General features: G+C 68.3%; 12 protein-coding genes and 1 tRNA gene. 8 read left to right on the top strand and 5 right to left on the bottom strand.

Annotated features, from left to right (window positions below; genetic code table 11):
• Nucleotides 1-262 precede the first annotated feature (262 nt).
• On the top strand, nucleotides 263-2,629 hold the full coding sequence (locus tag ABZ412_RS03020) for a penicillin-binding protein (RefSeq protein ID WP_357275563.1): 2,367 nt from the start codon (nucleotides 263-265) through the stop codon (nucleotides 2,627-2,629).
• Nucleotides 2,630-2,715: 86 nt separating this feature from the next.
• On the opposite strand, the gene ABZ412_RS03015 is transcribed toward ABZ412_RS03020, so the two are convergent.
• Nucleotides 2,716-3,180 (bottom strand): GatB/YqeY domain-containing protein, encoded by a 465-nt coding sequence (locus ABZ412_RS03015; RefSeq protein WP_357087687.1) that lies wholly within the window; start codon nucleotides 3,178-3,180, stop codon nucleotides 2,716-2,718.
• A gap of 83 nt (nucleotides 3,181-3,263) precedes the next feature.
• Between ABZ412_RS03015 and ABZ412_RS03010 the strand changes: the two genes are divergently transcribed.
• From ABZ412_RS03010 to ABZ412_RS02995, 4 genes are all read left to right on the top strand, one after another.
• A complete protein-coding gene (locus tag ABZ412_RS03010; RefSeq protein ID WP_357275560.1) occupies nucleotides 3,264-4,229 on the top strand; it encodes a metallophosphoesterase in 966 nt (321 codons plus the stop codon).
• Between the two features lie 77 nt (nucleotides 4,230-4,306).
• On the top strand, nucleotides 4,307-5,365 hold the full coding sequence (locus ABZ412_RS03005) for a hypothetical protein (protein WP_357275557.1): 1,059 nt from the start codon (nucleotides 4,307-4,309) through the stop codon (nucleotides 5,363-5,365).
• A 685-nt stretch (nucleotides 5,366-6,050) separates the two neighbouring features.
• On the top strand, nucleotides 6,051-6,410 hold the full coding sequence (locus ABZ412_RS03000) for a hypothetical protein (RefSeq protein ID WP_357275555.1): 360 nt from the start codon (nucleotides 6,051-6,053) through the stop codon (nucleotides 6,408-6,410).
• Between the two features lie 64 nt (nucleotides 6,411-6,474).
• Nucleotides 6,475-6,548, top strand: a tRNA-Pro gene (locus tag ABZ412_RS02995).
• A 71-nt stretch (nucleotides 6,549-6,619) separates the two neighbouring features.
• Here ABZ412_RS02995 and ABZ412_RS02990 read toward each other — a convergent pair.
• The gene (locus ABZ412_RS02990; protein WP_357275552.1) at nucleotides 6,620-7,054 is read right to left on the bottom strand and encodes a nuclear transport factor 2 family protein; all 435 of its coding nucleotides are present in this window, start codon (nucleotides 7,052-7,054) and stop codon (nucleotides 6,620-6,622) included.
• Between the two features lie 120 nt (nucleotides 7,055-7,174).
• On the opposite strand from ABZ412_RS02990, the gene ABZ412_RS02985 reads away from it, so the two are divergent.
• Nucleotides 7,175-7,705, top strand: coding sequence for a hypothetical protein (locus tag ABZ412_RS02985; RefSeq protein WP_357275550.1), 531 nt, complete (start codon nucleotides 7,175-7,177; stop codon nucleotides 7,703-7,705).
• A 48-nt stretch (nucleotides 7,706-7,753) separates the two neighbouring features.
• On the opposite strand, the gene ABZ412_RS02980 is transcribed toward ABZ412_RS02985, so the two are convergent.
• Nucleotides 7,754-8,614 carry a helix-turn-helix transcriptional regulator gene (locus ABZ412_RS02980; protein ID WP_357275548.1) on the bottom strand — a complete coding sequence of 287 codons (861 nt, stop codon included), beginning with the start codon at nucleotides 8,612-8,614 and terminating at the stop codon, nucleotides 7,754-7,756.
• A 136-nt stretch (nucleotides 8,615-8,750) separates the two neighbouring features.
• Here ABZ412_RS02980 and ABZ412_RS02975 point away from each other — a divergent pair, with 136 nt between their 5' ends.
• Nucleotides 8,751-9,368 (top strand): YbhB/YbcL family Raf kinase inhibitor-like protein, encoded by a 618-nt coding sequence (locus ABZ412_RS02975; RefSeq protein WP_357275545.1) that lies wholly within the window; start codon nucleotides 8,751-8,753, stop codon nucleotides 9,366-9,368.
• Between the two features lie 76 nt (nucleotides 9,369-9,444).
• On the opposite strand, the gene ABZ412_RS02970 is transcribed toward ABZ412_RS02975, so the two are convergent.
• Nucleotides 9,445-11,034: a succinic semialdehyde dehydrogenase gene (locus ABZ412_RS02970; protein WP_357275543.1), complete on the bottom strand. Its 1,590-nt coding sequence runs from the start codon at nucleotides 11,032-11,034 to the stop codon at nucleotides 9,445-9,447.
• A gap of 137 nt (nucleotides 11,035-11,171) precedes the next feature.
• Here ABZ412_RS02970 and ABZ412_RS02965 point away from each other — a divergent pair, with 137 nt between their 5' ends.
• Nucleotides 11,172-11,993: a crotonase/enoyl-CoA hydratase family protein gene (locus ABZ412_RS02965; RefSeq protein WP_357275541.1), complete on the top strand. Its 822-nt coding sequence runs from the start codon at nucleotides 11,172-11,174 to the stop codon at nucleotides 11,991-11,993.
• Between the two features lie 47 nt (nucleotides 11,994-12,040).
• Here ABZ412_RS02965 and ABZ412_RS02960 read toward each other — a convergent pair whose 3' ends face one another.
• Nucleotides 12,041-13,822, bottom strand: a complete 1,782-nt coding sequence (locus ABZ412_RS02960; RefSeq protein WP_357275538.1) for an ABC transporter ATP-binding protein — start codon at nucleotides 13,820-13,822, stop codon at nucleotides 12,041-12,043.
• Between the last annotated feature and the right edge of the window lie 83 nt (nucleotides 13,823-13,905).

Raw genomic sequence — 13,905 nt, 5'->3', positions numbered from 1 at the left:
GCTCCAGAATCGCGAGTGCAGCGCGCAGTTACCCAACCCCACTGCGTTCTGCACCACATTCCACTTTGAGTGTTAGCTCTATCACACTGGGTTCTCAATCTAGATAGTCGTGTATCGGCTGCGCAAGACCGTCCCGAGATTTTCTGGTACGTCCGTCCACGCATTCGTTGCCAAGAACCGGTCAGTCCGTACCTTTGAGGACGAAAGGACACCCGTGGCGGGCGAACACCGAGTGTCCGGAAGGCCAATTAGGCTAGGGCCCGTGCCGATCACACGAACGCTCTGGAGACTGGCAGGCGCGTGCGTCTTGGCCGCCGTGCTGCTGGCCGGATTGCTGTTCCCGTTGGCCGGTGGCTTCGGGTTCATCTCCAACCGGGCAGCCGACGCCGTCGACAACGTCTCCGCCGAACTGGTCGAGGGCAGCGTGCCCGCGGTCTCGACCATGGTGGACACCAATGGGACGCCTTTCGCCTGGCTGTACGAGCAGCGCCGCTTCGAGGTCCCCAGCGACAAGATCTCCAACAACATGAAGCTGGCGCTGGTCTCGGTCGAGGACAAGCGCTTCGCCGATCACCACGGTGTGGACTGGCAGGGCACCTTCCGGGCCTTCCTGACCAACACCTCCGGCGGCCAGGTCTCCCAGGGTGGTTCCACCCTCGACCAGCAGTACGTGAAGAACTACCTGCTGCTGGTGGTGGCCAAGACCGACGCCGAGCGCCGGGCAGCCACCGAGACCACCCCCGCCCGCAAGATCCGTGAGATCCGCATGGCGCTGACGCTGGACAAGCGGCTCACCAAGGACGAGATCCTCACCCGGTATCTCAACCTGGTGCCCTTCGGCAACGGCTCCTACGGCATCCAGGACGCCGCGCAGACGTACTTCGGCGTGGACGCCAAGGACCTGACCATGACGCAGTCGGCCATGCTGGCCGGCATGGTGCAGTCCAGCTCCAAGCTGAACCCGTACACCAACCCCACGGGCGTGCTGGAGCGCCGCAACACCGTGCTCGACACCTTGATCCAGAACGTGCCCAGCCGGGCGGAGGAGTTCCGTAAGGCCAAGGACACGGGACTGGGCGTGCTGCCCGAGCCCAAGGGCCTCTCGCGCGGCTGCATCGCGGCCAACGACCGCGGCTTCTTCTGCGATTACGCGATGCAGTACCTGACCAATGCCGGCATCAGCCGCGATCAGCTGGAAAAGGGCGGCTACCTGATCAAGACCACCCTGGACCCGGCCGTGCAGGACCAGGTGCGGGACTCGCTGGCCGCCAACACCAACCCGAACCTCGACGACATCGCCGAGGTCATGAACATCATCGCGCCCGGCCAGGATTCGCATCCGCTGCTGGCCATGGGCTCGAGCCGGGTCTACGGCCTGGACGCCAACGCGCACCAGACCGTGCAGCCGCAGCCGTACTCGATGGTCGGCGACGGCGCGGGCTCGATCTTCAAGATCTTCACCACGGCCGCGGCCATGGAGAAGGGCCTGGGCATCAACGCCACCCTCGATGTTCCGGCGTTCTTCTCCGCCAAGGGCATGGGTAACTCCGGCACGCCCGGCTGTCCGCCCGAGACGTACTGCGTGAAGAACGCGGGCGCCTACAAGGGTTCGATGTCGGTGACCGAGGCGCTGGCCACCTCGCCGAACACGGCCTTCGTCAAGCTGATCCAGGCCGTCGGCGTGGCCCCGACCGTGGACATGGCCGTCCGGCTCGGCATGCGCTCGTACACCCTGCCCGGCACCTCCGGCCACGGGAACCAGAGCCTCTCGGACATGATCAAGGACCAGAACCTGGGCTCGTTCACCCTGGGACCGGTCGCGATCAACCCGGTGGAGCTGTCGAATGTGGCCGCCACCCTGGCCTCCGGCGGCAAGTGGTGCCCGCCCACCCCGATCCGCGAGGTGATCGACCGCAGCGGCAAGCAGGTACCGCTGACCCAGCAGGCGTGTGAGCAGGTGGTCGACCCGGGTCTGGCCAATACCCTCGCGGTGGCGCTGGGCCAGGACGTGGTGAGCGGCACCGGTGCCGGTTCCGCGCATTCCGTCGGCTGGAACATTCCGACCTCGGCGAAGACCGGCACCACCGAGAGTCACCGGTCCTCGGCCTTCCTTGCCTTCACCAACGGTTTCGCCGGCGCCTCCTACGTCTACGGCGACAGCCCGACGCCCGGTGAGATCTGCTCGTTCCCGCTGCGCAGCTGCGGCAGCGGAAACCTGTACGGCGGTAATGAGCCGGCCCGCACCTACCTGGGCGCGATGAAGAACGTGCTCGACCGGTTCCCGCCGGCCGTGCTGCCGCCGGTCGACGACAAGTACGTGCGCGGATCGAACAACTCGCAGATTCCGGACGTGATCGGCATGCAGCAGGCCGAGGCCAACGCGGCGCTGGTCGGCGCGGGCTTCCAGGTGTCGGTGGTGACCCAGCCGGGCGCGGGCAAGGGCACGGTCATGAACGTGTCGCCCAACGGGTCGGCGATTCCCGGCTCGGTGATCACCATGTACGTCAGCGACGGCAGTCAGCTGCCGGTCACGGCGCCGCCGAACGCGCCGCCGTCGGTGCCGGGGTTGCCGGGCATCACGATCCCGGCGCTGCCGCCGATCCCGATCCCGATACCCATCCCGCGCTAGCCGCGAACGAAAGGCCCGGAGCGAGTCATTCGCTCCGGGCCTTTCGTATTAATAGCGGCACCGCATGAACCGCCGTCCGGACCGTCTCAGAGGCGGGCCTTCACGGCGGCGGAGATCCGGGTGCCGTCGGCGCGCCCGGCGGCCAGCGCGGTCGCGGCCTTCATGACCTGACCCATCTGCCGCATGCCCGGCCGCTCGCCCAGCTGCTCGGCGACCTGCGCGATGGCGGTGTCGGCGATATCGCCGACCTCGGCCTCGGTGAGCTGGGTGGGCAGGTACTCGTCGATGATCGATTCCTCGGCGCGCTCATTGGCGGCGAGCTCGCCACGCCCGGCCTGCTCGTAGACCACGGCGGCCTCGTTGCGCTTCTTCGCCTCCTTCTGCAGGACGGCGATGATCTCGGGGTCGGAAAGCTCACGCGCCTCGGGTCCGGCGACCTCGGCGTTCTGGATCGCCGACAGCAGCATCCGCAGGGTGCCGAGGCGCAGCGCGTCCTTGCTCTTCATCGCGGCGGTCATATCCGTGCGCAGCGTGGTTTTGAGTTCCGACATGAGCGACACGGTACGAGGGACTTCTATCGTGGTCCAGCTCATTTGACTCGATGTTTCTCCGCCGGGTCGCCTATTCTGGGCAAATGCCCGTCTTCTCGACCACCGCCCTCAGCCGTGCCGCCCTGGGAGCCGCCGGGGCCGCGGTCGCCGGAATCGGATACGCGACGCTCATCGAGCGCAACGCCTTCACCCTGCGGGAGGCGACGCTGCCCGTGCTGGAACCGGGCAAGCCGTCGCTGCGGGTGCTGCACATCAGCGACCTGCACATGATGCCCGGCCAGCAGTTGAAACAGGCGTGGCTACGTGAGCTGGATCGGCTGGAGCCGGACCTGGTGGTGAACACCGGGGACAACCTCTCGCACATGAAGTCGGTGCCCGCCGTGGTGCAGTCGCTGGGCGGATTGCTCGCGCGCCCCGGCATTTTCGTGTTCGGCTCGAACGACTACTTCGCGCCGGTGCCGAAGAACCCGCTCAAGTACTTCAAGAAGGACCACAAGCGCGTCTACGGCGAGCCGCTGCCCTGGCAGGACATGCGGGCCGCGTTCACCGAGCGCGGCTGGCTGGACCTGACCCACGTGCGCCGCGATATCGAGGTCGCGGGCGTGAAGATCTCCACCGCGGGCGTGGACGACCCGCACCTGAAGCGGGATCGCTACGAGACCGTCGCGGGCGCGCCGAATCCGCTGGCGGACTTGAGCATCGGGCTCACCCACTCGCCGGAGCCGCGGGTGCTGGACCGGTTCGCGGCCGACGGCTACGACCTGGTGATGGCGGGCCACACCCACGGCGGGCAGCTGTGCGTGCCCGGTTTCGGCGCGCTGGTGACCAACTGCGGGATCGACCGGGCCCGGGTGAAGGGCGCGTCGCGCTGGGGCGCCCACACGCGGCTGCACGTGTCGGCCGGTCTGGGCACCTCGCCGTGGGCTCCGTACCGGTTCTGCTGCCGTCCGGAGGCGACGCTGCTGACGCTGGTCGGCGCGCCGCCGAAGAAGCCGGTGGCCGAGTCGGGGCGCGGCCGGGCCGCGTCCTCGGAGGCCGTCGCACGCTGATCGTCCCGCGGCGATATTGCCCCGGGCTCCCGCCGCGATATACAGCGCGGTATGTAGTCGTTCAGTAGGGGGCCATCGTGACCAGTGGAGACAACCACCGCAACGAGGCCGGCGGTTCGGAGCCCAATCCGGACTGGTGGCAGGGCACGCCGCCCGCGCAGGAGCAGGGTTGGCAGCCGGATTATCCGGCGCCGCAGCAGAATCAACCGCCGGGTCAGCCGTGGCCGCAGCCCGGGTATCAGCCGACCACGCCGATGCCCGGGCAGTACGTTCCGCCGCCGCAGTATCCGCCGACGCAGGCGTTCACCCGGCCGCCGGAATTCGGTCAGCAGCCGGGTTACGGGCGACAGCCGGCGTATCCCCCGCCTCCGGGCGCCGGCAGGGGCCGCGGCTGGCTGTTCGGCGGTCTCGCCGCGTTGCTGGTGGCGATCGTCGCGGTGGTGGGGATCGTCGCGCTGGTGAACAAGGGCTCGAATTCGCCGTCGGCCCAGTCGAATACGACGCCGTCGCTGATCAGCGCGCTCACCTCGACCACCGCCAAGCCGTCGTCCTCGGGCAAGCCGACGCCCGGCAAGACCACGGCGCCGAAGGCGACCGGTACGCCGGGCGCGGTGATTCCCGGCTATCAGGTCGTGACCATCCCGAACAACGGTGCGGCCTATGACATTCCGCAGGGCTGGAAGCTGGACCACACCGGTCAGGACTCGTTCAGCAAGGGCTCGGACTCCGTGCCGGTGGCCGGGCTGGCGCAGGACGGCGTCGACTACTGCCCGGAGAACGTGCGCACCAACGTCTTCCTGACCCAGTCCGACGAAACCGATCCGGGCAAGGCCGCCACCGACATCGGGACCCGCCTGGGCCGCATCGGCTGGTCCACCTCCACCGGCACCACGCCGGGCGCGCCGGAGTCGTTCCAGTCCTCGGACGGACAGTTGCAGGGCGTCTACCTGGAGACCAAGGGGACAGCCATCCCGTCGACCGCGGGTTGCGCGTCGACCTACTCGATCTACACCTTCGCGTTTCCCGGTGACAGCGGCGCTTTCGTGTTCACGATCGCGGCCGATACCGGTGTGGCGCAGGCGGTGGACGCGGCCTTGGCGAAGAAGATCCTCGCCAGCATCCGCCCGATCCAGTAGGCGGCACGACTCGTCGGACAGGGGGCCGCGGTGCGCGGAGAACGCGACGACCAGGGCGACGATCCGGATCGAACGACGTCCAGCGGTGATTGGTGGCAGGGCCCGGTCCACGACCGCCCCGCCGACCCGCCGCGGCCGCCGTATCGCCCGACTCCGAATCCCCCTGTCCCCGAACCGAACCCGCACTCCTCCGGCGCGGGCCCCCAGCTTTCCGAATCGAATCCGTACGCCCCCGGACCGAGCTCCCGAGCGTCCGGGCCGAACCGGCACCCCTCCGAGCCGAGCCCCCAGGTGTCCGGGAGAAGTCGGCACGGCTCCGGACCGAATCCCCAAGCGTCCGGCCGCAACCCGTACGCATCCGGACCCAGTCCCTACGCCTCGGGCCCGAATCCCCGGGCGCGAATTCGTACGGCACCGGCCCTGCCGCCGTCGCCCTCGGCTCGCCTCTTCCCGGCACCTATCCACCCCCGCGCGGTGATCGTGGCCGCCTGTGGCTGCTGGCGGCCATCGGCGCGGTCGCGGTGGCGATCGTCGCCATCGCCGCGATCGTGTTCGTCCTGCGCGATTCCGACTCCACCCCCACTCCGCCACTCCGCCGTCGTCGGCCGCACCGACCACCACCGCTCCGCGCAGCTCCACGACCGCCCCGGCCTCCACCCTGACCCCACGCATCCCCGGCTACCAGGTGGTGGTCCCCAAGGACCTGAAGGCCGCCTGGGACGTCCCCCAGGACTGGTCCGTCGACCTCTCCACCACCAGATACGGCACCGACGCCGACCACATCCCCGCCGCCGGTTTCGCCCAGGAGGGCATCGACTACTGCCCGAACAATGTGCGCACCACCATGTTTCTCTCCACCTCCGACCTGTCCGCCGCCACCGCCCCCGCCGGCTGCGCCACCACCTTCTCCGTCTTCACCTACGCGGTGAGCGCCGGTTCCGCCAGCGGCTCCCTGGTCCTCGTCATAGTCGCCGACACCGGCGTGGACCGCTCCGTCTCCCCCGATCCGGCCCGCGGAATCTTCGCCACCTTCCGCCTCCTTTAGCCCCCTGACCAGCCGATTTAACACCTGGACAACGGGTGCGCTAAGCTACTGCAGGTTCACTTCACGGGGTGTGGCGCAGCTTGGTAGCGCGCTTCGTTCGGGACGAAGAGGTCGCAGGTTCAAATCCTGTCACCCCGACTGTGTGGTTGAGACACAACTCGGCCCCCGGCTCTTTCGAGAGCCGGGGGTTTTGTGTTTTCCGGGGTTGATCAGCGGCGGAGGTGGCGGCTGAGGTCGCCGGTCAAGTGCATGGTGACGTGGCGCTCCGCGAATCTCCATTGTCCGTCGCGCAGGTGGAAACGGTCGCGGTAGCGGCCCGTGGCGATGGCCTGGAGGGGCAGGTCCGGGAGGGCTTGGAAGACCGTGAAGTAGGCGCGCGAGGTCGCCGTATCCGCGGGGTCGCCGAATTCGATGGCGATGTTGGTTGTGACGTGGTGCGTGCGCGGGGTGCCGTCGTCGTAGCGGATCACCATGCGCTGGAACATCCGCTCCACGTCCGCGCTGCCTCGGATCGAGCCACCGCCGCCGATGAACTCACCCTCCGCGAACAAGGCGCCGACTCCGGCGAAATCTCCGGCATCGACCAGTTCTGCGTACTGCGCGATCAGGTTTGTCACGGCGGTCGTGTCAGCGGCTGTGCTCATGGGGCCGGACGATACGCGTTCGAGGGCCTACGCCGGGCGAGGTGACGTGTCGGCGTGCTGCGCTAGGCTGCGCCAGTCCCCTTGACACAGGGGGATTTTCGACAAATGGGGAGTGCAGAAATGAATATGGCGATGCTTGCCCGGCCGCGGCTCGGCTTTGTCGCGGCAGCGGGTGCGGTGGCGGTGGCCACGATTGCTGCGACGGCGGCGCCCGCGGCCGCCGAGGGGGTGACCATCTCGGCGTCGACGGCCTATTGCGTCGGATCGACCTACACGTTGACGCTGCCGGCCGCCGATGCCACGGTCCTGATCGGCAATGTCCCCTGGCAGAACGCTTTCGCGTTCCAGACGCGGGCGACCGGCGATGCGACGTTCAATATCGTCGCGACGGCTCCGTATGTGGCGGGCAAGGATGTCGTGGCGACGTGGACGCCGACCGCTCCGGGAGAGTTCATGACCAGCGCGTGGCCGTACAGCACCGATCGGGGGCTCTCCAATTTCGGCGAGAACGGCCCGACCGTGACTGTTGTCCAGACCGCTCCTGCCGGAACGACCTGCGCGCCGCCGACCGCCGGAAATGGCGGAACGGGCAGCGCCAGTTCGATTCCGGTGATCGGTGGACTGCTGAGCAGCCTGTCGGCGCAGAAGTAGCGTGACCGCGACGCGGCCCCGGCTCCCTCACGGACCCGGGGCCGTGCGTCATCCGGCGACGGGGCGAAGCCGGGTGGTGCCCAGACGATTCGCGTGGGTGGCGAGCAAGGTGTCGAGGGCCGCGGTGGTGGCGGGGTCGGCGGGGGTGAGGATCGTGAGGGTGTGGTCGGGGTCGTTGGGGCTGGTGAGGCTGTCATAGGCGACGGTGAGGTCGCCGGCTTCGGGGTGGCGGATGCGTTTGGTGCCGTGGCTGCGGTCCTGGACGGTGTGGTCGTCCCACCAGTCGGCGAATTCGGGGCTGTCCGTGCGTAATTCGTCGATGAGGGTGCGCAGGCCGGGGTCGGCGGGATGGCGGGCCTGGTTGCGGCGGAGGATGCCGACGGTTTCGCGGGCGATGCGGGCCCAGTCGAGTTGACCGGCGCGGAGGCCGGGGTCGAGCAGGGTCAGGCGGGCGGTGTTGGTGCCGGAGTCGAATCCGGGGCCGAAGAGGGCCACGGCGGCGGTGTTGCGGGCGAGGACGTCCAGGCGGAAGTCGGTCAGGTAGGCGGGGAGGGCGGGCATGCCGTCGAGGATCGCCAGGAGCGAGGCGGGCGGGGCGGCGATGGGGGCGCGGGGCGGGGGTGTGGCGCCGCGGGCGATGAGGTGGAGGTGGGCGCGTTCGGTGTCGGTGAGGTGCAGCGCCTCGGAGAGGGCGTCGAGGACCGCGGCGCCGGGGGTGCCGACGCGGCCCTGTTCGAGGCGGATGTACCAGTCGATGCTGACGGCGGCGAGCTGCGCCACTTCCTGCCTGCGCAGGCCGGGGGTGCGGCGTTGGCCGACGGCCGGGAGGCCCGCTTGCTCGGGTGTCAGTCGCTCACGCATGGCGCGTAGGAAAGCGCCGAGCTCCTGGCCGGATGTCGTCGTGTCCACGCTCGCTCCTTCATTCGTGCGTGTCCAGCGTAGGAGCGGCCGGGTGGTACGCGGAATACCAGGGTGCGGAGGCTCTCCCCGGGGGTTGCGGATTTCGGGATGCTCGTCCTGTCATTCGAATCCGAGGAGAACCGCCATGACTCGCATCGCACGCATCGTTTCCGCGACCTTCGCGGTGGCGGCCCTGCTGTCCGCCGCCGCCTGCGGCGACAGCGGGGATTCGACGCCCACGCCCGCCGCGAATCCGGCTGCGTCCGTTCAGGTTCGGCCCGTGGTCCCGGCCTCGGCCGCCCAGTTCACGGTCACCACCCCGGACGCCACCGGCGATCACGCCTTCCCCGCCGACTTCTACGCGGGTGCGTTCGGGTGCACCGCCGCCAATCACGCACCGCGGCTGCGGTGGTCGGGGGCTCCGGCGGGGGCGAAGAGCTTCGCGGTCACCATGTTCGATCCGGATGCCCCGACCGGCGCCGGCTTCTGGCATTGGGTGAACTGGGATATCCCCGCCACCGCCACCGATTTCACGGCGGGTGCGGCCGGTGTCGCCGGAACCAACGACGCGGGCGCGGCGGGCTACCTGGGTCCGTGCCCGCCCAACGGGGACCGCCCGCACAACTATCAGATCTCGGTGCTGGCACTGGACACGCCGAGCCTGGGGCTGGCCGCGACCACGACCCCCACGGTGGTGTCGTTCTCGATGGGATCGCACATCATCGGCGTCGCGCACCTGACGCTGACCGCGCAGCGTCCCTGACCCGGAACAGCGTCACAGGGTCCCGGCCAGGTGGCCGGGACCCTGTGACGTGGAACCCTTTTCCGCGCGAAGGCGGTCAGCCCAGGTGCAGGCGGCGCATCAGGCGCAGGGTGACCAGGGTGGACTTGAGCTGCTTCTCGTAGGGCATGGAGGAGCGGGAGGCCATGATCTGCTTCTTCTGCACGCCGACATTGATGGTGTCGGTGTACTTCAGCAGCCCGGCCGCGCCGTGGCGGGTGCCGACGCCGGACTGCTTGACGCCGCCCGACGGCGTGCCCTTGGCGGCATAGCTGGTAATGAAGCCGTCGTTGATGTTGATCGAGCCGGATTCGATGCGCTCGGCGAGTTTCGTTGCGCGGTCGAAGTTTCCGGTCCAGATGGCGGCGTTCAACCCGTAGGGGGTGTCGTTCGCGAGGGCCACGGCCTCGTCGTCGGTCTTGTACTTGTAGATGCTGACGACCGGTCCGAAGGTTTCCATGGTGGCCAGCGCCATGTCCTTGGTGACATCGGTGAGGACGGTCGGCTCGAAGAAGGCCGGTCCGAGGTCCGGACGCGGGTTGCCACCGGTGACGATGGTCGCGCCCTTCTCCCGCGCCTCGTCGACGTGCGCCGCGACCCGCTTCATGTGGTCGACGGAGACCAGCGACCCCATCTCGGGTGCGAAGTCGTAGGACGCGCCCATCTTCCCGGCGAGTTCGTCCGCGGCCGCGGTGAACCGGCGGAGGAACTCGTCGTAGATGCGTTCCTGCACGTAGATGCGCTCGATGTGCATGCAGATCTGGCCGGCGTTGCCGAAGGCCGCGAACAGGATCGACGGGATGGCCTCGTCGAAGTTGACGTCATCGAGCACGATCATCGGGTTCTTGCCGCCGAGCTCGAGGCTGCACCCGATCAGGTTTCGCCCCGACTGCTCGCCGATGGTGCGGCCGGTGGCGGTGGAGCCGGTGAACATGACGAACTCGACATTGTCGATCAGGGTCGGCCCGACATCGGGGCCGATGCCGCAGACCACCTGGATGAGCCCGCGCGGCAGGCCCGCCTTGTGGAGCAGTTCGATGCCGTACAGGGTGCACAGCGCGGTCTTGTTGTCCGGCTTCATGATCACGCCGTTGCCCGCGATCAACGCCGGGGTGGAGTCGGACATGGAGATGGCGAACGGGAAGTTCCACGGCGCGATGACCGCGACGACGCCCTTCGGCCGGTGCTCCTCGGTGGAGGAGGTGATGACCGGCATGGGCCCGGAGCGCTTCTTGGGCTTGAGCGTCTTCTCGGCGGTCTTGAGATACTGCGCGATCACCAGCGGGGTGTCGCACACTTCCTCGATGGCCATGCGCCGGGCCTTGCCGCAGCCGATCTGGATCAGGTCGGCGAGCGTCTCGATCTCGGTGAGCAGCAGCTCGTGCGCGCGCTCGAAGACCGCGAGCCGGTCCTTGAGCGGGCGGGCGGCCCATTCCTTCTGCGCGGCGCGAGCCATTTCGGCCGCGGCCACCACATCCTCGGGGGAGGATTGGGGCAGGTAGCCGACGACGTCGCCGGTGTAGACCTCGGTCATCTCGAAGGGCTCGCGGGCCTCGCCGGCCTTGCCCGCGGTCACCATCGCGGTCAGCCGGTTGATGAGGGATTCCGTGACGCGCGGCGGAAGCTTCGCCTTACTCGTTGTGCTCATGGGACTCTCTCCACTACTTGCCGCCCGTGACGGCGGTCACCATGGTTCAAACTAGAACACGTTATTGTTTAGGACAACGGCGCGGGGTACTTTCGTGCCGGAATCTTGGTTCGTCCATATCGAAAGAAGGGTCGGCGATGACCGCAGCGACTGCTGAAACCCCCGCCAACACCGAGCCGCACGCGCTGGTCGAGAAGCGTGGCGCGACGCTCATCGTCACCATGAACCGCCCGAAGTCCAAGAACGCGCTGACCGGCGAGATGCTGGCCATCATGACCGCGGCGTGGGACACGGTCGACAACGATCCGGAGATCCGCTCCTGCATCCTCACCGGTGCCGGCGGCGCGTTCTGCGCGGGCGCGGATCTGAAGAACATGAACAAGAACAAGCCCGAGGACGGCATGAAGGAGGGTTCGGCCTTCGACCCGTCCCGCATGCCGGGTCTGCTCAAGGGCCGCCGTCTGACCAAGCCGCTGATCGCCGCGGTCGAGGGCGCTGCCATCGCGGGCGGCACCGAGATCCTGCAGGGCACCGACATCCGCATCGCCGGTGAGAGCGCCAAGTTCGGTGTGTCCGAGGCGAAGTGGAGCCTGTTCCCGATGGGCGGCTCGGCGGTGCGCCTGCCGCGCCAGATCCCGTACACCGTGGCCGCGGAGCTGCTGCTGACCGGCCGCCACATCACCGCCGCGGAGGCGCTGAACTTCGGTCTGATCGGCCACGTGGTGCCGGACGGCACCGCGCTGGACAAGGCCCTCGAGATCGCCGAGCTGATCAACAACAACGGCCCGCTGGCCGTGCAGGCGATCCTGAAGGTCATCCGCGACACCGAGGGCCTGCACGAGGAAGAGGCGTTCAAGATCGACGCCAAGGTCGGCCTGCCGGTCTTCCGCAGCAATGACGCCAAGGAAGGCCCGCGCGCGTTCGCCGAGAAGCGTAAGCCGAACTTCCAGGGCAACTGAGGAATTCGAGGTGGTGACGGAACCTCTCCCGTCACCACCTCGAACCATCAGCGGGCGGCCACTTCCTCGGCCAGGAATCCGCCGGACTGGTGCCGCCACAGTTGCGCGTAGGTGCCTTCTCCGCGCAGCAGTTCCTCGTGGCTGCCCTGTTCGACGATCCGCCCGCGATCGAGCACGATGAGCCGGTCCATCCCGGCCACGGTGCTCAACCGGTGCGCGACCACCAGCGCCGTACGCCCTTCCATCAACTCCCAGAGCGCCTGTTGCACCAGGATCTCGCTCTCGGAGTCGAGGGCGCTGGTGGCCTCGTCCAGCAGCAGGATCGGGGCGTCGCGCAGGATGGCCCGCGCGAGCGCGACCCGCTGGCGTTGTCCGCCGGACAGTTTCACGCCGCGCTCGCCGATGAGCGTCCCCATGCCGTCGGGCAGCCCGTCCGCGAACTCGGTGACGTGGGCGGCCTTGGCGGCGCGCCGCACCTCCTCGTCGGTGGCCTCGGGCCGGGCGAAGCGGATGTTGTCGCTCAGCGATCGGTGGAACATGGCCGGGTCCTGCGGCACGTAGGACAGCAGACTGCGCAGATCGTTCTGGCGCAGTCGTGAGATGTCCTGTCCGCCGATGCGGATCACGCCGCCGTCGATGTCCATCATGCGCAGCAGCAACTGGGTGAGCGTGCTCTTGCCGCCGCCGGACCGGCCGACCAGGCCGATGCGCGCGCCGCCGGGCACGTGCAGATCCAGGCCGCGGAACAGCGGCTGCGCCCCCGCGTGCGCGAAGTTCACCTTCTCGAACCGGATGTCGGATCCCTTGGGCCGCAAGGGTTCCGGTTCGGCGATGTCGAGCACGGTCGGCGATTCCAGCAGCAGCTCGGTGAACTGCGCGGCCTCGGTGGTGGTGCTCTCCAGCCGCCGGTAGATCTGGTTGAACCGGAACATGATCCCGGTGGCGTTCCAGTAGTAGGTGAAGGCCACCATGATCACCTCGACCGACGCGTGCCCGCCGCCCATGCCGAGGGCGATGAGCAGCCCGGCCACGTTCACGATCACCATCAGCGGGGTGATGGCGGTGTCGATGTAGAGATTGTTGTAATCCCACGACAGCAACGACTTTCGCCGTTGCACCGCGACCCGCCGCCGGTGTTCGGCGATCTCCTCGGGTTCGGCCGCGAAGGCCCGCACCGCCTGCATGTTCGACAGGGTGTCGGAGACGTGCCCGGACACCAGGGCGATGGCCGCCTCGCGGTCGTCGACCAGATGCTGGCGGCGCCGGATGAGCGGGGTGACGACCACGCCGCTGACGGCGATGAGGCCGAGCAGCACGACGACCAGCATCGGGTCGTAGCGCCACAGCACCACCGACGCGAAGGTCAGCGGCACGAAGGCGGCGACGATCTCGAAGGCGAAGGTGTCGGCGAAGTCCTCGAACCGGGTGGCGAAACTCAGCGCGCGCTTGGTCAGCGAGCCCGCGAAGTTGTTGTGGAAGAACGCGGAGTCCTTGGCGAGGAGTTCGTCCATCGCGGTGTTGTAGAGGTTCTCGATCCCGTTGGCGTCCAGGCGGTTCAGGAAGTGGATGCCGACGCGCCAGCACACCTCGGAGATGAACAGCAGCGCGCCGAACCCCACCACATAGGGTGCGAGCGCGCCGATGGACGAGTCACCGGTGGCGGCGACCTTGCCGACGACGATCGCGACCAGCAGCGGCGCGATGTAGAGCTGGCAGATATTGCCGAGGGCGGGCCCCAGCATGGCCGTGATCGTGATGGCTTTGCGCCGGGCCATTTCCCGGCCGTAATAGCGCAGAACCAGCCGTACCGCGGACGTGCGCGTACTCATTCATCCCCCTCTCGGCTAGTGCTTGCAGAGAGCCCAGAGTGCCCGGAGGGAAGTGATAGCGCTACTGAATTATTGCTGGATGG

Source organism: Nocardia sp. NPDC005746 (genome assembly GCF_040630785.1).
Lineage (GTDB): Bacteria > Actinomycetota > Actinomycetes > Mycobacteriales > Mycobacteriaceae > Nocardia.
The sequence above is the reverse complement of the archived record's forward strand: the minus strand, read 5'-3'. Positions and strand labels throughout refer to the sequence as shown.

Excerpts from the sequence above, each read along its gene's own strand:
- ABZ412_RS03010 (WP_357275560.1), top strand. The coding sequence starts at position 3,264 with ATGCCCGTCTTCTCGACCACCGCCCTCAGCCGTGCCGCCCTGGGAGCC.
- ABZ412_RS02960 (WP_357275538.1), bottom strand. The coding sequence starts at position 13,822 with ATGAGTACGCGCACGTCCGCGGTACGGCTGGTTCTGCGCTATTACGGC.
- ABZ412_RS02990 (WP_357275552.1), bottom strand. The coding sequence starts at position 7,054 with ATGAGCACAGCCGCTGACACGACCGCCGTGACAAACCTGATCGCGCAG.
- ABZ412_RS02970 (WP_357275543.1), bottom strand. The coding sequence starts at position 11,034 with ATGAGCACAACGAGTAAGGCGAAGCTTCCGCCGCGCGTCACGGAATCC.
- ABZ412_RS02975 (WP_357275545.1), top strand. The coding sequence starts at position 8,751 with ATGACTCGCATCGCACGCATCGTTTCCGCGACCTTCGCGGTGGCGGCC.
- ABZ412_RS03015 (WP_357087687.1), bottom strand. The coding sequence starts at position 3,180 with ATGTCGGAACTCAAAACCACGCTGCGCACGGATATGACCGCCGCGATG.
- ABZ412_RS02985 (WP_357275550.1), top strand. The coding sequence starts at position 7,175 with ATGAATATGGCGATGCTTGCCCGGCCGCGGCTCGGCTTTGTCGCGGCA.
- ABZ412_RS02965 (WP_357275541.1), top strand. The coding sequence starts at position 11,172 with ATGACCGCAGCGACTGCTGAAACCCCCGCCAACACCGAGCCGCACGCG.